36 protein-coding genes and 1 tRNA gene are annotated in these 24,336 nt (G+C 46.4%); 4 read left to right on the top strand and 33 right to left on the bottom strand.

Features of this window, described 5'->3' with window-relative positions:
* Window positions 1-11 precede the first annotated feature (11 nt).
* The 32 genes from R0I52_RS08770 to R0I52_RS08615 all read right to left on the bottom strand — a co-directional run bounded on the left by R0I52_RS08770 (window position 12) and on the right by R0I52_RS08615 (window position 19,626).
* Complete coding sequence (locus R0I52_RS08770) at window positions 12-1,019, bottom strand: DNA-directed RNA polymerase subunit alpha (protein ID WP_317054002.1); 1,008 nt, start codon at window positions 1,017-1,019, stop codon at window positions 12-14.
* An 81-nt stretch (window positions 1,020-1,100) separates the two neighbouring features.
* Complete coding sequence (gene rpsD / locus R0I52_RS08765) at window positions 1,101-1,742, bottom strand: 30S ribosomal protein S4 (RefSeq protein WP_186475030.1); 642 nt, start codon at window positions 1,740-1,742, stop codon at window positions 1,101-1,103.
* 48 nt (window positions 1,743-1,790) lie between these two features.
* Entirely contained in the window at window positions 1,791-2,180 is a 390-nt protein-coding gene (rpsK, locus tag R0I52_RS08760; protein ID WP_058368279.1) for a 30S ribosomal protein S11, read from the bottom strand.
* A gap of 20 nt (window positions 2,181-2,200) precedes the next feature.
* Complete coding sequence (gene rpsM, locus R0I52_RS08755; RefSeq protein ID WP_075102284.1) at window positions 2,201-2,557, bottom strand: 30S ribosomal protein S13; 357 nt, start codon at window positions 2,555-2,557, stop codon at window positions 2,201-2,203.
* Between the two features lie 251 nt (window positions 2,558-2,808).
* On the bottom strand, window positions 2,809-2,925 hold the full coding sequence (rpmJ, locus tag R0I52_RS08750) for a 50S ribosomal protein L36 (RefSeq protein WP_011279805.1): 117 nt from the start codon (window positions 2,923-2,925) through the stop codon (window positions 2,809-2,811).
* 32 nt (window positions 2,926-2,957) lie between these two features.
* Complete coding sequence (gene secY, locus R0I52_RS08745) at window positions 2,958-4,289, bottom strand: preprotein translocase subunit SecY (protein ID WP_178377954.1); 1,332 nt, start codon at window positions 4,287-4,289, stop codon at window positions 2,958-2,960.
* A 19-nt stretch (window positions 4,290-4,308) separates the two neighbouring features.
* The gene (rplO, locus tag R0I52_RS08740; RefSeq protein ID WP_198336875.1) at window positions 4,309-4,749 is read right to left on the bottom strand and encodes a 50S ribosomal protein L15; all 441 of its coding nucleotides are present in this window, start codon (window positions 4,747-4,749) and stop codon (window positions 4,309-4,311) included.
* Complete coding sequence (rpmD, locus tag R0I52_RS08735) at window positions 4,749-4,928, bottom strand: 50S ribosomal protein L30 (protein WP_071003155.1); 180 nt, start codon at window positions 4,926-4,928, stop codon at window positions 4,749-4,751. Before rpmD ends, rplO begins: the two co-directional genes overlap by 1 nt.
* Before the next feature lie 20 nt (window positions 4,929-4,948).
* On the bottom strand, window positions 4,949-5,464 hold the full coding sequence (rpsE, locus tag R0I52_RS08730) for a 30S ribosomal protein S5 (RefSeq protein WP_075102281.1): 516 nt from the start codon (window positions 5,462-5,464) through the stop codon (window positions 4,949-4,951).
* Window positions 5,465-5,466: 2 nt separating this feature from the next.
* Entirely contained in the window at window positions 5,467-5,817 is a 351-nt protein-coding gene (rplR, locus tag R0I52_RS08725; protein WP_317054001.1) for a 50S ribosomal protein L18, read from the bottom strand.
* Window positions 5,818-5,828: 11 nt separating this feature from the next.
* Window positions 5,829-6,362, bottom strand: a complete 534-nt coding sequence (gene rplF / locus R0I52_RS08720) for a 50S ribosomal protein L6 (protein ID WP_075102279.1) — start codon at window positions 6,360-6,362, stop codon at window positions 5,829-5,831.
* A gap of 220 nt (window positions 6,363-6,582) precedes the next feature.
* Window positions 6,583-6,981 carry a 30S ribosomal protein S8 gene (gene rpsH / locus R0I52_RS08715; RefSeq protein ID WP_100749085.1) on the bottom strand — a complete coding sequence of 133 codons (399 nt, stop codon included), beginning with the start codon at window positions 6,979-6,981 and terminating at the stop codon, window positions 6,583-6,585.
* 11 nt (window positions 6,982-6,992) lie between these two features.
* The gene (rpsN, locus tag R0I52_RS08710) at window positions 6,993-7,298 is read right to left on the bottom strand and encodes a 30S ribosomal protein S14 (RefSeq protein WP_075102277.1); all 306 of its coding nucleotides are present in this window, start codon (window positions 7,296-7,298) and stop codon (window positions 6,993-6,995) included.
* A 12-nt stretch (window positions 7,299-7,310) separates the two neighbouring features.
* Window positions 7,311-7,847 carry a 50S ribosomal protein L5 gene (rplE, locus tag R0I52_RS08705; RefSeq protein ID WP_075102276.1) on the bottom strand — a complete coding sequence of 179 codons (537 nt, stop codon included), beginning with the start codon at window positions 7,845-7,847 and terminating at the stop codon, window positions 7,311-7,313.
* A gap of 21 nt (window positions 7,848-7,868) precedes the next feature.
* The gene (gene rplX / locus R0I52_RS08700; protein WP_317054000.1) at window positions 7,869-8,186 is read right to left on the bottom strand and encodes a 50S ribosomal protein L24; all 318 of its coding nucleotides are present in this window, start codon (window positions 8,184-8,186) and stop codon (window positions 7,869-7,871) included.
* Between the two features lie 8 nt (window positions 8,187-8,194).
* Window positions 8,195-8,563 carry a 50S ribosomal protein L14 gene (gene rplN / locus R0I52_RS08695; protein WP_010196702.1) on the bottom strand — a complete coding sequence of 123 codons (369 nt, stop codon included), beginning with the start codon at window positions 8,561-8,563 and terminating at the stop codon, window positions 8,195-8,197.
* A 182-nt stretch (window positions 8,564-8,745) separates the two neighbouring features.
* Window positions 8,746-9,021, bottom strand: coding sequence for a 30S ribosomal protein S17 (rpsQ, locus tag R0I52_RS08690; protein ID WP_021813375.1), 276 nt, complete (start codon window positions 9,019-9,021; stop codon window positions 8,746-8,748).
* Window positions 9,018-9,215 carry a 50S ribosomal protein L29 gene (gene rpmC / locus R0I52_RS08685; RefSeq protein ID WP_025644397.1) on the bottom strand — a complete coding sequence of 66 codons (198 nt, stop codon included), beginning with the start codon at window positions 9,213-9,215 and terminating at the stop codon, window positions 9,018-9,020. Before rpmC ends, rpsQ begins: the two co-directional genes overlap by 4 nt.
* Entirely contained in the window at window positions 9,215-9,628 is a 414-nt protein-coding gene (gene rplP, locus R0I52_RS08680; RefSeq protein WP_075102274.1) for a 50S ribosomal protein L16, read from the bottom strand. Before rplP ends, rpmC begins: the two co-directional genes overlap by 1 nt.
* 3 nt (window positions 9,629-9,631) lie before the next feature.
* Complete coding sequence (gene rpsC, locus R0I52_RS08675; RefSeq protein ID WP_075102273.1) at window positions 9,632-10,354, bottom strand: 30S ribosomal protein S3; 723 nt, start codon at window positions 10,352-10,354, stop codon at window positions 9,632-9,634.
* 3 nt (window positions 10,355-10,357) lie between these two features.
* Window positions 10,358-10,687, bottom strand: a complete 330-nt coding sequence (gene rplV, locus R0I52_RS08670; protein WP_045446615.1) for a 50S ribosomal protein L22 — start codon at window positions 10,685-10,687, stop codon at window positions 10,358-10,360.
* A gap of 10 nt (window positions 10,688-10,697) precedes the next feature.
* Window positions 10,698-10,973, bottom strand: a complete 276-nt coding sequence (gene rpsS, locus R0I52_RS08665) for a 30S ribosomal protein S19 (protein WP_010196682.1) — start codon at window positions 10,971-10,973, stop codon at window positions 10,698-10,700.
* Window positions 10,974-10,985: 12 nt separating this feature from the next.
* Complete coding sequence (gene rplB, locus R0I52_RS08660) at window positions 10,986-11,816, bottom strand: 50S ribosomal protein L2 (protein ID WP_075102272.1); 831 nt, start codon at window positions 11,814-11,816, stop codon at window positions 10,986-10,988.
* A gap of 11 nt (window positions 11,817-11,827) precedes the next feature.
* On the bottom strand, window positions 11,828-12,178 hold the full coding sequence (gene rplW / locus R0I52_RS08655) for a 50S ribosomal protein L23 (protein WP_075102271.1): 351 nt from the start codon (window positions 12,176-12,178) through the stop codon (window positions 11,828-11,830).
* On the bottom strand, window positions 12,175-12,777 hold the full coding sequence (rplD, locus tag R0I52_RS08650; RefSeq protein ID WP_075102270.1) for a 50S ribosomal protein L4: 603 nt from the start codon (window positions 12,775-12,777) through the stop codon (window positions 12,175-12,177). The genes rplW and rplD overlap by 4 nt, the downstream gene beginning before the upstream one ends.
* A 14-nt stretch (window positions 12,778-12,791) precedes the next feature.
* Complete coding sequence (rplC, locus tag R0I52_RS08645; RefSeq protein ID WP_075102269.1) at window positions 12,792-13,430, bottom strand: 50S ribosomal protein L3; 639 nt, start codon at window positions 13,428-13,430, stop codon at window positions 12,792-12,794.
* Between the two features lie 47 nt (window positions 13,431-13,477).
* Window positions 13,478-13,789, bottom strand: a complete 312-nt coding sequence (rpsJ, locus tag R0I52_RS08640; protein ID WP_010196670.1) for a 30S ribosomal protein S10 — start codon at window positions 13,787-13,789, stop codon at window positions 13,478-13,480.
* Window positions 13,790-14,230: 441 nt separating this feature from the next.
* Window positions 14,231-15,868 carry an Rne/Rng family ribonuclease gene (locus R0I52_RS08635; RefSeq protein WP_317053999.1) on the bottom strand — a complete coding sequence of 546 codons (1,638 nt, stop codon included), beginning with the start codon at window positions 15,866-15,868 and terminating at the stop codon, window positions 14,231-14,233.
* Window positions 15,869-16,020: 152 nt separating this feature from the next.
* Complete coding sequence (locus R0I52_RS08630) at window positions 16,021-16,731, bottom strand: nucleoside triphosphate pyrophosphatase (RefSeq protein WP_317053998.1); 711 nt, start codon at window positions 16,729-16,731, stop codon at window positions 16,021-16,023.
* Window positions 16,732-16,909: 178 nt separating this feature from the next.
* Entirely contained in the window at window positions 16,910-17,395 is a 486-nt protein-coding gene (mreD, locus tag R0I52_RS08625) for a rod shape-determining protein MreD (protein ID WP_075102266.1), read from the bottom strand.
* Between the two features lie 74 nt (window positions 17,396-17,469).
* The gene (gene mreC / locus R0I52_RS08620) at window positions 17,470-18,324 is read right to left on the bottom strand and encodes a rod shape-determining protein MreC (protein ID WP_317053997.1); all 855 of its coding nucleotides are present in this window, start codon (window positions 18,322-18,324) and stop codon (window positions 17,470-17,472) included.
* 273 nt (window positions 18,325-18,597) lie between these two features.
* Window positions 18,598-19,626: a rod shape-determining protein gene (locus R0I52_RS08615; RefSeq protein WP_083608617.1), complete on the bottom strand. Its 1,029-nt coding sequence runs from the start codon at window positions 19,624-19,626 to the stop codon at window positions 18,598-18,600.
* Between the two features lie 620 nt (window positions 19,627-20,246).
* Between R0I52_RS08615 and gatC the strand changes: the two genes are divergently transcribed.
* The 4 genes from gatC (at window position 20,247) to R0I52_RS08595 (ending at window position 23,851) form a co-directional block, all read left to right on the top strand.
* On the top strand, window positions 20,247-20,561 hold the full coding sequence (gatC, locus tag R0I52_RS08610) for an Asp-tRNA(Asn)/Glu-tRNA(Gln) amidotransferase subunit GatC (protein WP_317053996.1): 315 nt from the start codon (window positions 20,247-20,249) through the stop codon (window positions 20,559-20,561).
* Between the two features lie 75 nt (window positions 20,562-20,636).
* On the top strand, window positions 20,637-22,133 hold the full coding sequence (gatA, locus tag R0I52_RS08605) for an Asp-tRNA(Asn)/Glu-tRNA(Gln) amidotransferase subunit GatA (RefSeq protein ID WP_317053995.1): 1,497 nt from the start codon (window positions 20,637-20,639) through the stop codon (window positions 22,131-22,133).
* Window positions 22,133-23,659 (top strand): Asp-tRNA(Asn)/Glu-tRNA(Gln) amidotransferase subunit GatB, encoded by a 1,527-nt coding sequence (gene gatB / locus R0I52_RS08600; RefSeq protein ID WP_317053994.1) that lies wholly within the window; start codon window positions 22,133-22,135, stop codon window positions 23,657-23,659. Before gatA ends, gatB begins: the two co-directional genes overlap by 1 nt.
* A 115-nt stretch (window positions 23,660-23,774) precedes the next feature.
* Window positions 23,775-23,851, top strand: a tRNA-Pro gene (locus R0I52_RS08595).
* Between the two features lie 79 nt (window positions 23,852-23,930).
* Here the strand turns inward: R0I52_RS08595 and R0I52_RS08590 are convergent.
* Entirely contained in the window at window positions 23,931-24,233 is a 303-nt protein-coding gene (locus R0I52_RS08590) for a monooxygenase (protein ID WP_317053993.1), read from the bottom strand.
* Window positions 24,234-24,336 lie beyond the last annotated feature (103 nt).

Raw genomic sequence — 24,336 nt, 5'->3', positions numbered from 1 at the left:
ATCCTTAAAGTTTAACGGCTACGATAAGAAAAGCGATCATCGACACGAAGGTCAGCTGGCGGCCAGTTGTCTAGGCGCATACCGAGCTCTAAATCTTTAGACGCTAACACGTCTTTGATTTCGGTCAATGATTTCTTACCAAGATTTGGGGTTTTTAGTAGTTCAGTCTCTGAACGCTGTACCAAATCACCGATATAGTAAATGTTTTCAGCTTTCAAGCAGTTGGCTGAGCGAACCGTTAGTTCAAGATCGTCCACAGGGCGTAATAGCACCGGATCGACCTCTTCTTTTTCTTTCACAGGCTCAGGCGCTTCTTCAGCTTCTAGGTCAACAAAGATAGAAATCTGTTGTTGTAAAATAGTGGCTGCTTTACGAATTGCTTCTTCTGGATCTATAGTGCCATTAGTTTCAAGCTCAATGATAAGACGATCAAGATCAGTACGCTGCTCTACGCGAGCGTTCTCAACCTGATAAGCAACACGTAGCACAGGACTAAAACTTGCATCAAGCTTTAAACGTCCAATTGCTTTGGTGTCACCATCTTCACGGCGCTGGTTTGCTGGCTCATATCCACGACCCATTACTACGCGCAAACGCATCTTAAGATGACCACGGTCACTTAATGTACCCAACACCAAATCTGGATTGATGATATCGACATTATGCGGTAGCGTGATGTCTGCAGCAGTAATAGTGCCTGGACCTTGTTTATCCAAGGTCAAAAATACTTCATTTTGGTCATGAAGGGTAATCGCCAAGCCTTTTAGGTTCAAAAGCAAGTCAAGTACGTCTTCTTGTAGTCCTTCAAGCGTTGAGTATTCATGGTCAACACCATCAATCTCAGCTTCAATGACTGCAGCACCAGGTAATGAAGATAACAAGATGCGACGCAGAGCATTCCCGAGGGTATGCCCAAAGCCGCGTTCTAACGGTTCGAGCGTGACTTTCGCAATCGTTTCATTCACCGTATCCACATTAATGGCGTTCGGCGTTAGAAACTCAGTTGCATTTAGCATCATGATGTCACCTCGATTTATTAAACTGGTTTAATTAACGTTTATGGCTCAACGCCATGATTATGACATTGAGCGGTACGTCATTTACTTAGAGTATAGCTCAACGATCAAGCTTTCATTGATGTCAGCAGGTAGATCAATACGATCAGGCGCTTGTTTAAACGTGCCTTGTAGTTTGCTGTGATCAACATCTAGCCATTCTGGAATGCCACGTTGTGTCGCTAGTTCGATAGCGTTTTTGATACGTAGCTGTTCGCGAGACTTCTCTTGGATAGCGATGACATCACCATCTTGCAACTGAATTGATGGAATGTTCACACGAACAAACTCATCACGGCCAGCTTTTTTTACCATAACAGCGCGGTGGCTGACTAGCTGACGTGCTTCGGCGCGAGTTGAGCCAAAGCCCATGCGGTAAACCACGTTGTCTAGACGGCTTTCAAGCATGGCTAGTAGGTTTTCACCAGTAGCACCACGCTTGCGAGCAGCTTCTTTATAGTAGTTTGCAAACTGACGCTCTAGCACACCGTAGATACGCTTAACTTTTTGTTTTTCACGTAGCTGCAAAGAGTACTCTGAGCTTTTGTTACGGCTCACACCATGTTGACCAGGTGGACGAGCAGCTTTCTTTGTTTTTACGTCATATGGCTTAACACCAGACTTAAGGCCTAAGTCTGTGCCTTCACGACGTGATAATTTGAGTTTTGGTCCAATATAACGGGCCATTGTTATGTCTCCTATAAGCTCTTATAATAAAAAGCTTCGTCTTTAATATTAGACGCGGCGCTTTTTCGGCGCACGGCAACCATTGTGTGGGATTGGGGTTACATCAGAAATGCTGTTTACTTTATAACCCAATGCACCAAGTGCTCTTACCGCAGACTCACGACCCGGTCCTGGTCCTTTGACCAAAACATCGATATTCTTAACACCATACTCTTGAGCGGCTTTACCAGCAACTTCAGCTGCAACCTGGGCTGCAAATGGTGTAGATTTACGTGAACCACGGAAGCCTTGTCCACCTGAAGTGGCCCAAGCCAGTGCATTACCTTGACGATCGGTAATCGTAACAATGGTGTTATTAAAAGACGCATGGATATGGGCAACGCCCTCCGATACTGAACGACGAGTCACTTTTTTGCGACTACGAGTGTCTTTAGCCATCTTTTAGCTTCCTAAGTTAATTATCTTTTGAGAGGGCGTGTCGGACCCTTGCGAGTACGAGCGTTGTTTTTGGTGTTTTGACCACGAACAGGCAGGTTACGGCGATGGCGAATGCCACGGTAACAGCCTAGATCAACCAAACGCTTGATATTCATAGACACTTCACGACGAAGATCACCTTCAGTCATGTATTCTGCAACTTGTGCACGGATAGCATCTAACTGTGTATCATCTAACTGACTGACTTTAGTAGTAGGAGCGATGCCAACTGCGTCTAAAATTTTCTGAGCAGTGGTACGGCCTACACCAAAGATGTAAGTTAGTGAAATAACAGCATGCTTATTATCCGGAATGTTTACGCCGGCAATACGAGCCATTGATTTCTCTCCATTAAAGAAAAATAAGCGTTATTTATCAATAAGGCTGTATTTTTCAGATTTGTTGCTGTCAATACGAAAGCTTTTATAATGATTGTCGCTGCTTTGACTCATCAACAAGCCTATTCATCGACAGTATTATAAAAGTTTTGCATAAACTACGGCAAGTGGCGGATGATATCGCATCCGCCGTTATTTTTCAAGTATTAATTGATATAGTAACAAAACCGAGGGTTTGTTGCTACTAGATATTAACCTTGACGTTGCTTGTGGCGAGGTTCTGCTGTACAAATAACATGTACACGGCCTTTACGGCGCACAACTTTACAGCTACCACAAATCTTTTTAACTGATGCTTGAACTTTCATAGCATGCTCCTTTGAGATATCGTACCGCTCATTTAAGGTTGAGTGGGCGATTGAATTAACGTCTGATCATGATATTGATGGGTCATCAAATGCGCTTGGATCTGCGAGATGAAGTCCATTACCACAACCACCATAATCAGCAAAGACGTACCACCAAGCTGGAAAGGTACACCAAACGATGACTGGACGACCATTGGCATTAAACAAATAACCGTCATATACATCGCGCCAATAAAGGTCAGTCGGTTTAATACATGATCGAGGTAACGCTGAGTTTGTTGTCCGGGGCGAATACCTGGAATATACGCACCACTACGTTTAAGGTTTTCTGCTACTTCACGCGGGCTAAAGACCAATGCCGTATAAAAATAGCAGAAGAAAATAATCATTGCGCCAAACAGTACTAAATATAGCGGTTGTCCTGGCGACAGTACCAATGCCATATTTTGCAATATCTTCTGTGTAAAAGTAGGATCTGTTGATTGACCGACCCACTGTCCTAAACTGGCTGGAAACAACAATAAAGAACTGGCAAAAATGGCGGGGATAACCCCTGCCATATTTAGTTTCAACGGCAAATGTGATTGCTGCTGAGCATAAATCTTGCGCCCTTGCTGCTGCTTTTGCGCGTAGTTGACAGGGACTCGGCGCTGAGCACGTTCAATATAAACGATACCAGCGGTCACCGCGATGCCTAATAACACAAAAATAAACAGTACAATCAAATTCATCTGACCTTGATTGACCTGTTCGATAGACTGCGAAATCATACCTGGCGTACCGGCAACAATACTGGCAAAAATCAGCATTGAGATACCGTTACCGACACCGCGCTCTGTAATCTGCTCACCAAGCCACATCAAGAACATAGCGCCTGCTACCAGCGAAGTAACCGCTGGAATATAAAAGGTCAGGCCGGTAGATAAAGTAAGATTTTGGCTGATTAAGCCAGCACACATTCCTAATGACTGTACTAGAGCCAGAGCAAGCGTTCCTTGACGGGTATACTTGTTTAGCTTGCGTCGTCCTGCTTCACCTTCTTTTTTGAGGGCTTCAAGCGATGGCAATACCGCAGACATCATCTGTACAATAATCGATGCTGAAATATATGGCATAATGCCAAGTGCCATGATCGACATACGCTCTAGCGCACCACCTGAAAACATATTGAACATGCTCAAAATGGTGTTTTCGTTGCGCGAAAACAGATCAGCCAAATTAACCGGATTGATACCCGGTACTGGAATATGCGACCCTAAACGATAAACAATCAATGCGCCAATTAAGAATAATAAACGCGTCCATAGCTCATCATACTTGCGTATGAAGGCAAATGGATTGAGCGGTATACCACTTGAGGTCATTGATTGTTTTGACACGTTACTACTCCTCGATGCTACCACCAGCAGCTTCGATTGCTTGCTTAGCGCCTTTTGTTACTTTGATACCTTTGAAGGTATAAGCTTTAGTAACTTCGCCAGATAGCATAACGCGGGCACGTTTCATATCGTGACGGATAAGATTGGCTGCTTTTAGCGTTTCAATGCTAACCACATCGCCTTCAATTTTGTTCAGCTCAGACAGACGAACTTCTGCAGTTGTCATTGCCATTTTACTGGTAAAACCGAATTTTGGTAGACGGCGATATAAAGGCATTTGACCACCTTCAAATCCTGAGCGAATGCTAGAACCTGAACGAGATTTTTGGCCTTTCACACCGCGGCCACCAGTCTTACCAAGACCTGAACCGATACCACGACCACGACGTTGGGCAGTTTTCTTTGCGCCAACACCTGGTGATAATTCATTTAATCTAAGACCCATTACGCTTCCTCCACTTTTACCATGTAGTTGACGCGATTAACCATACCACGGGTTGAAGGAGTATCTTCAACGACCACACTATGACCAATACGGCGTAAACCCAATCCTTTCAAGCTCGCTTTGTGGCTCTTTAGGCGATGGGCACCCGATTTAAATTGAGTGACTTTCATTTTTTTCATCGTAACTCACCTAGTCTAAGTTAACCCAAGATTTCGTCTACAGATTTACCACGCTTTGCTGCCATCTTTTCTGGAGTTGACATATCACGTAAACCGTTAAACGTTGCACGAACAACGTTAGCAGTATTGGTAGAACCATAACATTTAGTCAAAACATCTTTGACACCAGCAACTTCTAATACCGCACGCATTGCGCCACCGGCGATTACGCCAGTACCTTCAGATGCAGGCTGCATAAAGACTTTACTAGCACCATGACGTGCTTTGATCGGATGATACAAAGTTGCATCATTTAGCTCAACAGTAATCATGTTGCGCTTAGCAGCTTCTAGTGCTTTTTGGATAGCAGCTGGCACTTCACGTGCTTTGCCACGACCAAAACCAACACGACCATTACCATCACCCACTACCGTCAAAGCGGTGAATGAGAAAATACGACCACCTTTAACTACTTTTGCAACACGATCAACGGTAACTAAGCGTTCTACTAGACCGTCAGTCTGTTCATTTTTATCATTTTTATCATTTCTAGCCATGATTAAAACTCCAATCCGTTTTCGCGAGCAGCTTCAGCCAAAGCTTTTACTCGACCATGATATTTAAAACCACTACGGTCAAAGGCAACTTTCGTAATGCCAGCTGCTTTTGCGCGTTCTGCGATCATTTGGCCTACAGACGTTGCTGCATCAACATTACCAGTTGAGCCAGAGCGTAAGCTGCTGTCTAAGGTAGATGCCTGAGCAATCACTTCACCACCGTTTGGAGAGATAATCTGGGCATACATATGTCTTGGTGTACGGTTAACCGTTAAGCGATGAACGCCTAGATGACGGATATGCGCACGGGTTTTCTTTGCTCGACGTAGACGAGCTGCTTTTTTATCAAACATTTCAACTCACCTTATTTTTTCTTAGCTTCTTTGCGAATCACATGCTCGTCACTATAACGAATACCTTTACCTTTATAAGGCTCAGGTGGGCGGAAACCACGGATATTAGCCGCTGCTTGACCAAGCTGCTGCTTATCGTTTGATTTTAAAACGATTTCAGTTTGCGTTGGGGTTTCAGCTGACACACCTTCAGGTAGCGTATACTCTACTGGATGTGAGTAACCAACGTTTAGGGTTACTTTGTTGCCAGTAGCTTGTGCGCGATAACCAACACCAATTAGCTGAAGACGTTTTTCAAAGCCTTCGCTCACGCCTGTCACATAGTTGTTTAACAGTGCGCGCATGGTGCCTGTGTGCATCATAGCTTCTTTTGAATCGACTGCAGGTGAGAAAATGATAGCATCATCTTCCTGTTTCAGCTCGACCAATTCATGCAGGCGTAAAGACATAGTGCCGTTCTTGCCTTTAACTTCGACCTGCCGATCGTTCAAAGTAACGCTTACGCCGTTTGGCAGCGTCACTGGGGCTTTAGCCACACGAGACATAGGAATATTCCTTAAAAAATTAACTTGCTTTTATTAGCGAAAAAACTAACAGGCTAAAAAGCCTGCTAGTTTAGCATAATTGTCCCCGTTAAACACCATACAATTTTATTAAAATCTGATGTTTAGCTTTCTCAGCTTGTCATATATCACTATAAATCACGACAAGCTTAATGGGTTCAAGTAGACTTTATCGTCCGATTACCTAAGCAATAAATGCTAATTAGGCAACGAATGCGACGATTTCACCACCGATACCAGCAGCGCGTGCAGCACGATCGCTCATGATGCCTTGACTGGTTGATACGATAGCAACACCCATACCTTGCTTAACAGTAGGGATAGCGTCTTTGCCGCGATGCTGGCGTAGGCCAGGACGGCTATAACGTTGGATCGTTTCGATGACAGGGCGGCCTTCGAAATATTTTAACTCGATAGTTAGTGTCGCTTTGTTGTTTTCTTCTTCTGTCACAACTGCGCTCGCCACATAACCTTCTGCAACCAATAAATCAGCGATTGATTTACGTAGTTTAGAGCTCGGCATTGCTACCGACACTTTATTGGCCATTTGTGCGTTACGAATACGGGTTAGCATATCCCCAACGGTATCTTGCATACTCATGTAGTTACTCCTTACCAGCTTGCTTTACGAACACCAGGCACATCGCCTTGCATGACACGCTCACGCAGCATATTGCGTGATAAGCCAAACTTGCGGAAGTAACCGTGAGGACGACCGGTGATAGCACAACGATTGCGTAGACGTACTGGTGAGGCGTTGCGTGGTAGCGCTTGTAGCTCTAACATCGCGTCCATACGCTCTTCGTCTGATGCGTTGATATCACTGATAGTTTGTTTTAGCTTGATACGCTTTTCAGCATACTTAGCAACCATTTTTTCGCGTTTTAATTCGCGGTTAATCATGCTCTTCTTTGCCATAACGTCTTTACCTTATTTAAATGGGAAGCCGAATGCTTTAAGCAACGCACGACCTTCTTCATCAGTACCTGCTGACGTGGTGATGGTCACATCCATACCGCGGATGCGATCGATCTTGTCAAAATCTACTTCTGGGAATACGATTTGTTCTTTGATACCCAATGAGTAGTTGCCACGTCCGTCAAAGGCTTTAGGCGAAAAACCGCGGAAATCACGAATACGAGGAATTGCAATGGCAATGAGACGATCTAAAAATTCGTACATTTGCTCACCGCGTAGCGTTACTTTACAGCCAATCGGCCATTCTTCACGAATCTTAAAACCAGCAACTGATTTGCGCGCTTTGGTGATAACAGGTTTTTGACCAGCGATTGCGGTCATGTCAGATACAGCACCTTCAAGCAATTTCTTGTCTTGAGACGCGCCGCCCACACCCATATTTAGTGTGATTTTGGTGATTTTAGGCACCTGCATCACGTTTGCCAAACCAAGCTCTTCTTTGATTTGCTGTTTTAATTTATCGTTATATAAAGATTTTAATCTTGCCATTACCATTACACCCTTAGTGTCTTACGCAGTCGCCACTACTTCACCGTTTGAACGATAGACGCGTTGTTTGTTGCCGTCTTCGTCAAACTGATAAGTAATACGATCTGCTTTTTGGGTTTGCGCATTTAAGATTGCGACATTTGAAATATGCAAAAAAGCTTCTTGCTTAACGATACCACCTTCAGTACCAGTCGCCTGATTTGGCTTTTGGTGCTTGGTGACGATGTTAATGCCTTCTACTTTAATACGATCATTTTTTACAGCTAGTACAGTACCTTGCTTGCCTTTGTCTTTCCCAGCAATCACGATAACTGTATCGCCTTTACGTAATTTTGACATGGATTACCTCACAATACTTCTGGTGCTAGTGATACAATTTTCATAAACTGATCACCACGTAGTTCACGAGTTACCGGTCCAAAAATACGAGTTGCAATCGGTGCTTTATTTTGGTTCAACAATACCGCAGCATTGTCATCAAAACGCAGGACAGAACCATCAGGACGACGAACGCCTTTTTTGGTACGTACAACTACTGCATTCATCACGTCGCCTTTTTTGACACGACCACGCGGAATGGCTTCTTTAACCGTTACTTTAATAATGTCGCCAACTGATGCATAACGACGATGAGAACCACCCAGTACTTTAATGCACTGAACTCGCCTTGCACCGCTATTGTCTGCAACTTCCAGCATTGACTCAACCTGAATCATAGCGTTACTCCACACGTATGAGCAATAAAAACCAGTTGCTGCCGCTAGCACAGTATGAGTAGACGGCTTTTCTTTATAAATAACCGCGACTTACTCTTAATGTGAGTGATATGCGACGGGCGCAATCAGCATCCTTAAAAAGGCGGCTATTTTAACAGCTTCTGGCTTTTAATGCAATTTACTTAGATTTTTTCTACTTTTTCAACCACATCAACTAAAGTCCAAGACTTAGTTTTTGAGATTGGACGCGTTTCTTTGATGCGGACAAGGTCGCCTTGTTGGCAAACGTTATTCTCATCATGGGCTTTGATTTTTGTAGAACGACGAAGCTGTTTGCCATACAAAGGATGACGAACCAGACGCTCAATCAAAACTGTGATGGATTTGTCCATCTTGTCGCTGACAACTCGTCCTGTCAATACGCTAGCATTGGTAGCTGTTTGATTGTTATCGCTCATGAGTCGCCTCGTTGTTTCTCGTTAATCAAAGTCTGAAGCTGAGCAATCGTACGACGATTGGCACGTACTTCATGGGTATTACCCAACTGACCAGTTGCTTTAGCCATACGAATACGGAAAGCATCAAGTTGCTTTTCATCAAGTAACTGGGTCAGTTCTTCTAATGATTTATCACGTAATTCACTGATCTTCATTACATTATCGTCCGCTTAACAATGGTAGTTTTAAAGGGCAGTTTTGCCGCAGCAAGCGTTAAGGCTTCGCGAGCAAGCTCTTCTGAGACCCCTTCGATTTCATATAGCACTTTACCAGGTTTGATTTCGCATACCCAATACTCGACAGGACCTTTACCTTTACCCATACGTACTTCTAGAGGCTTGTTGGTGATTGGTTTGTCTGGGAATACACGAATCCAAATTTTACCGCCACGCTTGATTTTACGAGTGATGGTACGACGTGCTGCTTCAATTTGACGAGCTGTCATACGACCACGCGTCAGTGATTTTAGACCAATTTGTCCGAATGCAACGGTGCTTCCACGATGAGCAAGACCTGTGTTACGACCTTTGTGCATTTTACGAAACTTGGTACGTTTTGGCTGTAACATAGTTTAACCTCTGTCTGAGTTTCGACGGTTTCCACGACCACGGCGTTTTGGCGCACGAGGCTTCTCTTCGTTGACGGGATTGTAAACACTGTTCATACCGTCAAGGATCTCTCCGCGGAAAATCCAAACTTTAACACCGATGGTGCCGTAAGTTGTCTCGGCGCGAATTGACGCATAGTCAATATCCGCACGGAGTGTATGCAATGGCACACGACCTTCACGGTACCATTCAGTACGAGCAATCTCAGCACCGCCAAGACGGCCAGACAGCTCAACTTTAATACCTTTAGCACCAGAGCGCATGCTGTTTTGTACGGCGCGCTTCATGGCACGACGGAACATAACACGGCGCTCAAGCTGGCTACCGATACCGTCAGCTACCAAACGTGCATCTAGATCAGGCGATGTGATTTCTTCAATGTTGACCTGAGCAGGTACGCCCATGATTTTGGTCAATTCTTTTTGAAGTCTTTCGATATCTTCGCCTTTTTTACCGATCACGATACCAGGACGCGCAGTAGCGATGGTGATCTTAGCTGCGCCAGTAGGACGCTCGATCATGATGTTGCTGATCATCGCGTTGTCTAGCTTTTTGCGCAGATACTCACGAACTTGAATATCGTTGATGAGGTATTCTGAGTATTGTTTAGGGTTAGCATACCAGTTTGCGTTATGCTTTTTTACAACACCAAGACGAATTCCGATTGGATGTACTTTTTGACCCATAACTTATTCTCCTACCTTTATAGTGATGTGACAAGTACGCTTACTGATACGATCAGCGCGACCTTTAGCACGTGGTAGGATACGTTTTAGCGTAATGCCTTCATCAACGTAGATGGTTGATACTTTTAGAGTATCGATATCTAAGCCGTTGTTGTGTTCGGCATTGGCGATGGCTGAGTTAAGGCATTTCTTAACAAACACAGCGCCTTTTTTGTTGCTATACGTTAGGATATCCAAAGCACGCTCAATCGATTTGCCACGAACTTCATCAGCAACGAGTCTAACTTTTTGTGCCGATATGGCGGCACCGCGTAATTTTGCAGTTACTTCCATGGTAAGCACCTTATCTCTTAGCTTTTTTGTCAATGCCATGACCACGATATGTACGAGTCGGGGCAAATTCACCTAGTTTATGACCAACCATCTGCTCGCTTACGATAACCGGTACGTGAGTACGGCCGTTGTGCACAGATAAAGTTAGGCCAACCATTTGTGGCAGAATCATCGAGCGGCGCGACCAAGTCTTAATTGGCTTGCGAGAGTTGGTGTCTAATGCATTCTCAACTTTGGCAAACAAATGCGCGTCTATGAATGGACCTTTTTTCAATGAACGAGGCATGAAACTCTTCCTTTATTTCTTCTTGGCGCGACGGCGACGGATGATCATACTGTCAGTACGCTTATTGTGACGCGTTTTAAGTCCTTTAGACTTCTGACCCCAAGGGCTAGTAGGATGGCGACCTTTGTTACGACCTTCACCACCACCATGTGGGTGATCAACCGGGTTCATAGCGACACCACGAACTGAAGGACGAACACCGCGCCAACGTGAAGCACCGGCTTTACCAAGTGATTTCAAGTTATTTTCAGTATTAGATACTTCACCGATAACCGCACGGCAGTTCACGTGTACACGGCGAGTCTCGCCAGAACGTAGACGTAGAATTGCGTAGATACCATCACGGCCTAGTAGCTGAACGCTAGCACCCGCAGAGCGAGCAATCTGTGCACCTTTACCGATTTTAAGCTCGATATTGTGAATCACAGTACCCAATGGGATGTTTTTTAGCGGTAAGCAGTTACCTGGGCGGATTGGAGAAGCTTCGCCTGACTGTACAGTATCGCCAGCAGCTAGTTTCTTTGGTGCAATAATATAACGACGTTCGCCATCAGCGTACTTAAGTAGTGCAATATGAGCAGTACGGTTAGGATCGTATTCGATACGCTCGACCGTTGCTGGGATATTGTCTTTAGTACGTTTGAAATCGATAACACGATAATGATGCTTGTGACCACCACCAACGTGACGAGTGGTTATACGACCGTTATTGTTACGACCACCTGACTTACTTTTTGATTCGACAAGCGCTGCATAAGGACGACCTTTGTAAAGGTGTGGATGCACCACTTTTTCAACAAAACGACGGCCTGGTGATGTTGGCTTTGCTTTTACGATAGGCATGAGTGTAATCCTTATTCGTTGTTCGCTGTTTCACTAGTAGAATCAGTCGCGTTTGCAACTTCTTCACCAGCATCAGCCATTTGTACATCTTGACCAGCTTTTAAGGTAACATAGGCTTTTTTATAGTCGTTACGACGGCCGATACTCTTACCAAAACGCTTTGTCTTACCTTTAACATTCAAAGTGTTCACTTTAGTAACTTCAACACCTTCGAACATCATCTCAACTGCTTTTTTGACTTCTAGCTTAGTAGCGTTAGAGTCAACTTTAAATACCTGCACACCAAGTGAGTCGCCAAGCATTTGAGATTTTTCTGAGAATACAGGCCCTCTTAAGACCTGATAAAGTCTTGCGTTATTCATGCTAGTGCTTCCTCAAATTGTTTCGCAGCTTCAACTGACATGATCACTTTATCAAATGCGATCAAACTCACTGGATCCACTTCGTTTGTACCAAGTACATTGACGTGTGGAATGTTGCGAGCGGCTAAGTATAAATTTTCGTCAACTTCTTTGGTGACGATGAGTGCACGAGGTGCATTAAGCTCATTTAACTTTGCAATCAGCTCTTTGGTCTTTGGCTCAGAAACGCTTAGCTCTTCTACCAAAATCAAACGCTCTTGGCGAATCAATTCGGCTAGGATACACTGCATCGCACCGCGATACATTTTACGGTTTACTTTCTGTGACCAATCTTGTGGTTTTGCAGCAAATGCACGACCACCTGAACGCCAGATTGGGCTACGAATAGAGCCTGCACGAGCGCGACCAGTACCTTTTTGGCGCCATGGCTTGATGCCACCGCCAGAAACTTCGGCACGGGTTTTTTGCGCACGTGTACCTTGACGGCTACCTGCAAGATATGCGGTGACGACCTGATGCACTAATGCTTCGTTGAATTCACGACCAAAAGCCGTATCAGAAAGCTCAACCGCCGCACCTGTAACTGTTTTTAAATCCACGTTAATCCCCTTGCTTAGGCTTTGACTGACGGACGTACGATGACATCGCCACCGGTGGCACCTGGGATAGCACCCTTGATGACAAGTAACCCTTTTTCGGCATCCACTGATATCACTTCTAGGCCCTGAACGGTAACGCGCTTGTTACCCATTTGACCTGGCATCTTTTTGCCTTTGAAGACTTTACCTGGTGACTGGTTCTGACCAGTTGAACCAAGGGCACGGTGAGATACTGAGTTACCGTGAGTCGCATCTTGCATACTAAAGTTGTGACGCTTTACGCCGCCTTGAAAGCCTTTACCTTTACTTTGTCCTGTGACATCAACCATCTGACCTTGCTCGAACAAGTCAGCTAGGATCTCACCGCCAATCTCACGACCTTCAAGTTCGCTATCATTGACACGAAATTCCCAAACACCACGGCCAGCTTTAACGCCAGCTTTCGCGAAGTGACCTTTTTGTGCGGCCGTTACGCGGCTGTCACGACGGGTACCTGTGGTGATTTGGATGGCTTGATAACCATCTACATCAGTATTTTTTACTTGAGTAATGCGGTTTGCATCGACCTCAACCACTGTGACAGGGATAGATGCGCCTGCTTCAGTGAAGACACGGGTCATGCCGCATTTTTTACCGACTAAACCGATCGCCATTTTAGACCTCTTTATATCTTATATTAATGGGTTGGGTGTGTTTTGCATTAACCCAAAGCAATTTGAACGTCAACACCCGCCGCTAAATCAAGCTTCATTAGCGCATCCACAGTTTTGTCAGTAGGCTGAACAATATCAACCATGCGCTTGTGGGTACGAATTTCGTACTGGTCACGTGCGTCTTTGTTGACGTGTGGTGAGGTTAGAACGTTGAAACGCTCAATGCGAGTCGGCAACGGTACAGGACCACAAACTTGCGCACCGGTGCGCTTTGCAGTATCGACAATCTCTTGGGCCGACTGATCAATCAGACGATGATCAAATGACTTGAGACGGATACGGATTCTCTGGTTAGCCATGCCAGCAAGCTCCTAATATGTGCCTTTGTCATTCTTGCGCTGCAAGATTATGATCAAAAGCCGTTTGGTTAAAGATTTACTTCAAGCGGCTTCCCATTCTTTACAGAATCTGTTCTTCGAGAGAACCAGCAGCGTGCTAAAAGCAAAATAATTTAAAGCCCCGCCAACCCTCCCACTTTTATGGATGTCAGCAAAGGCATAATGAAATAGTGCTAGAAACGATGCTCTAGCTGTCATAGCGCCAGCTGTTTTATTGGCTGCGCATATATAATTCAGTGGTGTGTATTATACATAGAATTTTGGTCATTGCAAGAGCAATATCAATGGGCGCTTGAGATTTTACCCTTTATAAACAAGCGTTTTTATCGATAATATTTTTATTAAAGTCTCTTTTATACCTTGATAAAACATCAATAAACTCTCTCAACAATGGCTGTTATTCTAGTCTAAAACAATATCATATTGCTCTTGGGTGTAGAGATTTTCGACATCGAAGGTGATGACGCGACCTAATAAATACTCCAACTCTGCGACGGTGTCTGATTCTGAGGTGAGCAGTAAGTCGATTACGGCTGCATGGGCCACCACGGTAAACTTTTTTGGAGAATTATAAGTGCGAGCGCAGCGCATGATTTCACGGAAAATCTCAAAGCAGACGGTCTCAGCGGTCTTAACAAAGCCGCGACCTTGGCAGGTAGAGCACGGTTCACAGAGCTGCTGCCCCAGCGACTCACGGGTACGTTTGCGCGTCATTTCAACCAAGCCCAGCTCACTGACTTGGGTGATTTTGGTCTTAGCATAATCTTGCGCCAACTGCTCTTGCAGGCTGGTTAATACGTCATCTTTGTGCTGCTGCTCAAGCATATCGATAAAGTCGAGGATAATAATACCGCCCAGATTGCGCAGTCGTAGTTGGCGGGCGATGGCATGGGTGGCTTCAAGATTGGTCTTATAGACCGTATCCTCTAATGAGCGACCACCGACGAAAGAGCCAGTGTTGACATCTATGGTGGTCATGGCTTCGGTTTGATCGATAATCAAATAGCCGCCAGATTTGAGATCGACACGGCGTTTGAGCGCATCTCGCAGATCATCTTCGACTCGGTGCACATCAAACAGTGATTGCTCTGCCGTGTAGTGAACGATGCGATCATAGATAAAGGGTACAAACTCTTTGGCAAAGTATCTGACTTGCTCATACACCTGCTTATTATCGATGACGACTTTTTCGGTATCACTATGTACCAAATCGCGTATCGAGCGCAGCGGTAAGGATAACTCTTGATAGATAAGCTCTGAGCTTTGATGATGATTGATCTCTTGACGGCGTGCGCAGATCGTCCGCCACAACTGTAACAGATAGTAGATATCTTCTTCTAGTTTTGCGACTGGTACGCGCTCAGCGGCCGTACGTGCAATCAGGCCGCCCTTGAGATTGACTGTCTGCATCAGACTGGTTAACTCGGTTTTTAGACGTGTGCGCTCATCAGCGCCATCGATACGCTGTGAGATGCCGATATGGTCGCTCGATGGTAGATAAACCAAATAACGTGAAGGCAGCGAGATATTGGTGGTCAAGCGCGCGCCTTTACTACCAAGCTGATCTTTGGTCACTTGCACAAGGATACGTTGGCTCTCATGCAAACGGTGCTGAATCAAAGTCTTGGCAGCTGGCACCACCTCTGTGCTCTGTACCTCGACCACAGGCGGCGTCACTGCTATATCGTTCGTCGCACCGATCACGGTGCCATCGCTAATCGTACGCTCGTTGGCCATACCAGCGACAGTAGCACCAGCTTGGGCGTGACTGTCTTTGGCTATTGCGTTTGTCTTATCTACTGCCGGGCGCGGCTCGCGCTGCATATCGTTGACATGTAAAAACGCTGTGCGTGATTGACCGATATCAACGAAAGCGGCCTGCATACCTGGCAGGACCCGTACCACTGTACCCAAATAAATATTGCCCACCAACCCCAATTTATGATGACGCTCAATATAAATCTCGCCCAAAACACCGTTGTCTAGCACGGCGACACGCGACTCCATTGGACTAATATTAATCAGCAGCTCTTCGGACATAATGTTTTTCTCTTATCTCTCAGCTTTCTTATTCGACGTTCATCGCCTATTAGGCTTACAGTGTAACAAATGCGCCTTGTGCTTGCCCATTATCCTAGCGTGTCATTATGTGCATAAAAAGTGCACATAAAAAACAACTCAGCGGCTGATTATCACGACACGCTTGCGCTACTGTGTTGGCTGACGGTATTGATTAGTGCCAACGTTTGCGCAAGTGGCAAGCCGACGACATTGGTATAGCTACCGTTGATACGGCTCACCCAAGCAGCGCCTAACCCCTGAATGCCATAACCCCCTGCTTTGTCTTGAGGCTCGCCCGTCTCCCAATACTCACGCATCATCTGCGCCGTTAAGGGGATAAAGGTCACCTCCGTGCGCTCCGTGAGCTGCTGCTGAGAAACGACCTGCCATACAGGCTGCTTGAGTGCATGGGCGGCTGTTGCATGGGCAGCGGCGTCATCGCAGGACACCAGATGAGCAGAGCGAGAGATAAGGGTCGCTTGCACCGCTGTCCATACCTCATGCGCCGTATCAGACATCTGCTGCCACATCTCATACGCCTGCTCACGGCTTGTAGGCTTGACCAGCACCGTCTTGCCGTCTGCTAGGACACCGATGGTATCGGCTGTTAACACCAGGCGCGGCTCGACATCTTTATCAGCATCTTCTTCCCTGCTGGTAGCATTTAGCTGCTGTACCGCGGCGGCCGCTTTGGTCGCGACCATGCGCTCGATATAGTCTTTGGGGGATTCATTAGCATGCGGGGTTTCGTCGATATCGACACTCATGACCGTAAAGTCCAGCTGCGCTCTAGACAGCAGCTCTCGACGACGCGGCGAGCCGGACGCTAAAATAATATCCATCATTAATCTCTTATTATATAAACTTGTCTTATTGTATAAATTTTTGGGCTGACAGCGTTTGCAGATACGGTCATGTCGATTCGTTTTAACATTTCATGAGGGCGTATTTTGCTAGCAGCACGCACAATGAGCGCGCTTGTCTTACAGGATGATCGATTTGCTCATGAATGCGTCAATATCAACGCGCAAACTTACGTAGCACCAAAAGCACCAAAGGCCAGCTAAGGATACTCATGACTAATGACAAAGCGGACTGAGCGACAAACACATTTTGGATAAACATCTGCAATATCCACAGCGTCAACTGAAAGATCAGTAAACTAAAACTGGCAAGTAGCCAAGCGCTCCATGTATTTAATTGTCTGACATAAATACTGGTGACTTTGATAACAAAAGCGACCAATACAGCAGCAAAGGCTTGCTGACCTAAATGGGTATCCATCAACAAATCGGCAATAATACCCACCGTAAAGGCGGTAAAGATACCGACATAGCGCGGCTGAAACAGCAGCCAAAAAATCAGCACCATAATCATGACCATGGGTCGCAAGGTGGCCATACTGGGGCTTAATGGATAGACATTGAGGGATGAGGCCACGACGATACTGACAATAATGACAGCAATCAGCAGTACTGTTTCATTCTCAGAATCAGGATACGACATGAGCACTTACCTTAATGAGGCGTAGCGGCTGCAAACGCCAAACGATGAGACACCTTCTTAGACTTAGGCGATAGCTAGTTGATGACGGTATTGTTTTTATTGATCAGCTTGTCTTGCAATATCAGTACATAGGCATTGTCAATAAAATTGGCAGTGGGTGTGACCTCGATGCTTCTAAAGTTATCCGCCTGCGTGTCCTCGATCTGAGCGATACGGCCAACGCGATACCCTGCTGGGATACGGCCACCCAACCCTGACGACACCAGCTCATCACCCACCCGTACATCTGAGGTTTTAAACACATAATCCAAACTCAAAGACGTCGGGATGCCTTTGCCTGTCACGATGGCACGCTGACCGGTACGTTTGACCGTCACCGCCACAGACTGCTGCTCGTCGGTGATTAGTAGTAATCGGCTGGTATTGGGATAGACATTGATGATTTGCCCCAATATACCATCTTCGTCGATGACCGTCTGACCCACTTGTACGCCATCTTGCGCGCCTTTATTGATGACCACAATTTGCCTGAGCAAGTTGGTGTCGGTACCAATCACTTGCGCCAAATTAAGATCGAACTGCTCAGGCTTGGTGGTCGACAAAATGCCTTGCAAGCGAGCGTTTTGTGCCAAGATATAATCTTGCTGTTGCAGCTTGGCCTGCGCGTGGATCAGCTGTGATTTTAGCTGCATGTTTTCGCGGCGCAGGGCTTCTTTGGACTGCAAACGACCACTAGCCCAGTGCTGAGCATAACTCGGCAACAGTGATAGCTGATAGATAGGCTGCATGGCTGCATGGCTGGTATTACGGATAGGGTTAAACCACTCTGAGTTTTTGCTATCAAACCACATCAGTATCGATGCGACTATCAATACAATGGCAGTCTTACGAATTGATAACGGCTGACGGGCAAAAATACTTGGAATCATAAGAGGTCTAATTAGCAATTTTAAAATAAGCAAGGATATGGTCTTGCTTTTCATGGCTTGAGCGTACTTTGTACTTATTAGCGTGCTTTATACTTATCAGTGAGATAAAAGGCCGCGCATCTGGCCACCTTGCTTTCACCTTTTTTACTTCACTTGCCCATAAAGCGATACCTGTATTCGGATCTGTTGAACATGATGGATACTGCCACGCGCTCTACTGCCCTCATCAGCGCACAGCTAGTACTACCCCAGCCATGCGCCTGCTAAAACCGTTTAGACAAAGATCATGTTTAGGCTTTTGTTGTTGATAAAATCAAGTGCAATACCACCGCCGCGGCTCACGCAGGTCAATGGGTCTTCGGCGACCGTCACTGGCAGACCGGTCTCTTTGGAGATAAGCTTGTCTAAATCACGTAATAGCGCACCGCCTCCTGTCAAGACAATACCACGCTCAGCGATGTCTGATGATAGCTCAGGTGGCGTTTGCTCGAGTGCTGCTTTGACCGCACTGACGATACCGCTTAATGGATCGCTAAGGGCTTTTTGTACTTCTTCTGAATTGACGGTAAAGGTCTTTGGCACACCCTCTGCCATGCTACGACCACGTACTTCTACCTCTAGCTGGCTGTCTTCGTTTAGTGCGGAGCCCACTTCTTGTTTGATACGCTCAGCCGTCGTCTCACCGATGACGCAGCCATGAGTACGGCGTACGTGGGTGATAATGGCCTCATCAAACATATCGCCGCCGATACGAATCGACTCGGCATAGACGCAGCCAGATAGTGCAATCACGGCAATCTCAGTGGTACCACCACCGATATCCACCACCATCGAACCGCTGGCTTCATGGACAGGCATGCCAGCACCGATTGCTGCTGCCATTGGCTCCTCAAGCAGCAATACTTTATTGGCGCCTGCTGATGACACCGCCTCACGTATTGCTTTACGCTCTACCAAAGTAGACTTGCATGGCACACATACCACCACATTTGGCTCCGCCATAAAACGCTTGGCTTTTACCTTAGTGATAAAGTGTTTTAGCATTTTTTGGGTCACCTCAAAGTCTGCAATCACCCCGTCTTTTAGTGGACGAATGGCGGTGATATTGGCAGGTGTACGGCCTAGCATCTGCTTGGCATCGATACCAACAGCGGCGACGGTAGGGTTTTGAGTACGATTACTTCGTAGCGCGACCACCGTAGGCTCGTCAAGCACGACGCCTTTATTAGGAATAAAAATGAGGGTGTTCGCAGTACCGAGGTCGATAGCGATATTATTTGATAAAAATCCAAACAGGTTCATGACTAATATTTCCAGCGTATTACAAATGAGGCGAATGAGGCGAATGAGAGTGACTGAGGCGTTCCTCGTCAGTGTTGAGCAGGTCGTCGATAGACATTACCTGTAGCGAAAATTGAACCTCGCAACAAGTCAAACCTAAGCAATAATAATGAAATGAAAAAACTGAGGCAAATTATACCGATTTGGCTCAAAAAAAACACAGATATTTGCGTCAGTCAGTCAGGATTTTGGTCCTAAATGCTAAAAGTTGTTACAAAGTTTGAAATCGTCAGCAATACCATTTGACTTCATGAAAGACCATTTAATTCAATAACTAACAAGGCGCTACAGACAGATGATGATTTTGCTCAATAGCAGGTGCATACTGTAACGTATTTCAGCGAACAATGGGTGAGCATTTAAAAATGAAACACTAACTATACGGTCAGTTTTGTAAATCATTTTAACTTGGTTGATATTATGCATCAATCAAATGCTGTGCTCTGTAAACTTAGGCCAGATGCTTTATAATAAGCCAACTCAAGATACAATCTTATTTAGCAGTCCTCTTATTTTTAGTGGTCACGTCTTGACACCACCCAAATTGACACTAACCAAAACTGTCCTTCATTGGAGAAACTATGTCACAGCAACCAGCAACGCCTGACAACAACGTCAGCCGTGAAGAAATATTAGAAGTTGCCAACCTTGCCCGTTTGGGCGTGGATGAAAGCACGGCGAGCAGCTACGCGGACGACATCAGCAAAGTGTTAAAACTGATGCATACCCTAAGTACTGTCGACACCGCGGGCATCAAGCCTTTATCAAACATCCATGAAGCCTGCCAAGAGCTGCGTGCTGACGTCGCCAAACATGATATCGATCGCACGCGCAATCAGTCGGTCGCACCAGCAGTCGAAGACGGCCTATATCTGGTGCCACAAGTGATTGAATAACGACTTGCATGACTTTATTAGCTTTATTGGCTTTATCTTATTTTATGCTATTAACACTTTGACGGACGACACCCTATGTCTGAGATTCACCTATTAAGTACCGAGCAGCTGATTACAGGCTTGCAAGAAAAGCAGTTTAGCAGCGCAGAATTAACCGAACACTATATCAAACGTATCGACGCCCTAGACGCTAAGGTCAACAGCTTTATCACCCACACCGCTGAGACGGCGCGCGCGCAAGCGAAAGCCGCGGACGAGATGCGCGCCCAAGGCGATAAGCGTCCCCTGCTTGGCGTGCCCATGGCACATAAAGACATCTTTTGTACCCAAGGCGTGCTGACCACTTGTGGCTCAAAGATGCTACACAATTTTGTCTCGCCTTATAATGCCACCATCGTGACCAATATCGAAAAAGCCGGCATGATCAGCCTAGGTAAGCTCAATATGGATGAGTTTGCAATGGGCTCGGACAACAGCAGCTCTTACTATGGCACGGTACAAAACCCATGGAATTTGGAACGCGTCCCTGGCGGCTCATCTGGTGGTAGTGCAGCCGCTGTCGCCGCCGGGTTTGTGCCTGTGGCGACCGGTAGTGATACGGGCGGCTCGATTCGTCAGCCAGCTTCATTTTGTGGCCTCACCGGCATCAAGCCCACTTATGGCCGTGTGTCACGCTTTGGCATGATTGCCTATGCCTCAAGTCTCGACCAAGCCGGTAGCATGGGCAAAAGCGCCAAAGACTGTGCCTATCTGCTGCAGCCGATGATCGGTCATGACCCGCGCGATGCCACCTCCATCAAGCACGACATGCCAGATTATGTACAAGACATCAATGATGCAGAGGCCGCTGCAGGCGACAAACCCTTTGCAGGACTACGTATCGGCGTCGCTAAAGAATACTTTAGCAAAGGCCTCGACAGCGAAGTCGAACAAGCCGCCCGTGCCGCACTCAAAAAGTACGAAGAGCTAGGAGCGACCATCGTCGAGGTCAATATCACCGATCCTGATATCACGCTGGCCACTTACTATATGCTCGCCCCTGCCGAAGCGTCTTCCAACCTATCACGCTTCGATGGCGTGCGCTTTGGCTATCGCTGTGAAGCACCAAAAGATCTGATTGACCTATACACGCGCTCACGCTCTGAAGGCTTTGGCCCTGAAGTACAGCGCCGTATCCTTACTGGTACTTATGCGCTATCGGCAGGCTATTTCGATGCTTACTACACCAAAGCACAAAAAGTGCGCCGCTTAATTGTCAAAGACTTTGATGATGCTTTTGCCAATTGTGACGTCATCGCCAGTCCCACCGCGCCGACCGCAGCTTATAAGCTGGCAGAAGACCTCGACCCTGCAACCATGTACCTAGGCGACGTGTATACCATCGCAGTCAACCTAGCTGGTCTGCCCGCACTCAGTCAGCCCGTTGGTTTGACCTCAGACGGTCTGCCGATCGGTTTACAGTTAATCGGTAAGCACTGGCAAGAAAGTCAGCTGCTAACGACCGCTCATCTGTTCCAGCAGCATACCGATCATCATCTACAACACTCACTCGTCGCAAAGGAGACGGTATAATGAACACAGCTACTACGACTGAGAATACCGCTCACAACGACAGCGTTCGCCCCGAATTGTTTGTCGATGGTTACGAGGTGGTCATCGGCATTGAGATTCACTGCCAGCTAAACACTGACAGTAAAATTTTCTCTAGCGCACCAACTGACTTCGGCCACGAGCCAAACAGCCAAGCCAACATCGTCGATTTAGGCTTACCTGGCGTGCTACCGGTACTCAACGCTGGCGTGGTCGAGCGCGCACTGAAGTTCGGTATGGGCGTCAATGCTGAGCTGGGTCTTTTTAACACCTTTGATCGCAAAAACTACTTTTATCCTGATTTGCCCAAAGGCTATCAAATCACCCAAATGGCCAATCCTATTGTGGGTGCCGGCTATATCGATGTGATGGTTAATGAAGGCGAAAAAAACGAATACCCAAAACGGATGGGTATCACCCGCGCGCACCTAGAAGAAGACGCGGGTAAATCAGTCCACGATGCCGTCGATGGCATGACGGGTGTCGATCTCAACCGTGCGGGCACGCCACTCATCGAGATCGTCTCTGAGCCTGACATGCGCTCAGCGGATGAAGCGCTGGCTTATATCAAGGCCATTCATCAGCTGGTCACTTGGTTGGGCATCTCGGATGCGGTCATGGCAGAAGGCTCATTCCGCTGTGACTGTAACGTCTCTGTGCGCAAACCTGGCGGCGAGCTCGGTACCCGTACTGAGCTTAAAAACCTAAACTCGTTCCGTTTTATCGAGCGTGCTATTAACCGCGAAATCGAACGTCAAATCGATATCATCGAGGACGGCGGTAAAGTCGTGCAGGCAACGATGCTCTACGATCCTGAGCGCGACGAAACCCGCACCATGCGCACCAAAGAAGACGCCAACGATTATCGTTATTTCCCTGACCCTGACTTACTGCCTGTCCATATCGAGCAGCATACGATTGACAGCATTCGTGCTGCCATGCCTGAGCTGCCTGTGGCTCGCCGCGAGCGCTTTGAGGTAGCGCTTGGTCTGTCAGAATACGATGCTCGTATCCTAACAGGCAGCCGTCAGCTTGCTGATTATTTCGAAGCTGTGGTGGCAGAAGTGGGCCAGCAAGATGCCAAAATGGCAGCCAACTGGGTGATGGGCGACTTGCTCGGTGCCCTCAATAAAGACGACAAAGACATCACCCACTCCCCTATCAGCGCCAAGCAATTGGCTGGTATGCTGGCTCGTATCAAAGACGACACGCTATCTGGTAAATTGGCCAAAAAAGTCTTTAGCGCCTTATATGAGCGCGAAGGCGGCGACGGCGATGATGCGGCAGATAAAATCATCGAAGAAAAGGGCCTAAAACAAGAAACGGACACTGGCGCTATCAAAGCCATGGTCGAAGAGGTCATCGCCAACAATCAAACGATGGTAGATGAGTACAAAGGCGGCAAGCAAAAAGCCTTCAACGGTCTGGTCGGGCAAGTGATGAAAGCCAGTCGCGGTAGTGCCAACCCGCAGCAAGTCAACCAAATTTTAAAAGAGCTGTTGGGATAGCTCTGCCAATATGTCGCTCATACTGGCTATGGATATGTCAAATTTTGGGGCAAAAGGGTGGCAAGATAAATAGCCCTTGCAATATGCCTAATTTTGCGTAAAATAGTCAGTCATTCGGGGCGTAGCGCAGTCTGGTAGCGCACCACACTGGGGGTGTGGTGGTCGCAGGTTCAAATCCTGCCGTTCCGACCAAACATCGTAGTTAAAGAAAAAGTCAACCATTGCTATCAATGGTTGGCTTTTTTTATGGTTAATGACTTCTTACCAAATACTACAAAGATGCCTTCGTAATTGCGCTCAACGCTTCATTGATGACAAACACTTTAGACTTGATGCCTGTAAACCCAAACGACTCTAAGCGCTCGATATGCTTGGCCAAATACCGATTAGCGTCATCTAAGTTATCAAACACATAAATACCACCCGCTTCTTGCGTGTCTTTATTTTCTTTCCATAGTTTATAGACCAGACCGCTCTCGTTTGCGATATCAGCGGCCAGCTCTTTCATCGCGGCAAAGAACTCGTGACCAAAAGGCCCACTATAGGGAAAGTCGATTTGTAATAGGTATTTCATGGCGTATTCCTCATCATATAAGATGGGTAAATAGCCGCCCATTAGCGGCCAGACAGTTGCAGTTTTAGCATAATATAATACGTCATCGATTGACTATAGACTT

The organism is Psychrobacter sp. CAM01 (assembly GCF_032842965.1).
Taxonomy (GTDB): Bacteria; Pseudomonadota; Gammaproteobacteria; order Pseudomonadales; family Moraxellaceae; genus Psychrobacter; species Psychrobacter celer.
The sequence above is the reverse complement of the archived record's forward strand: the minus strand, read 5'-3'. Positions and strand labels throughout refer to the sequence as shown.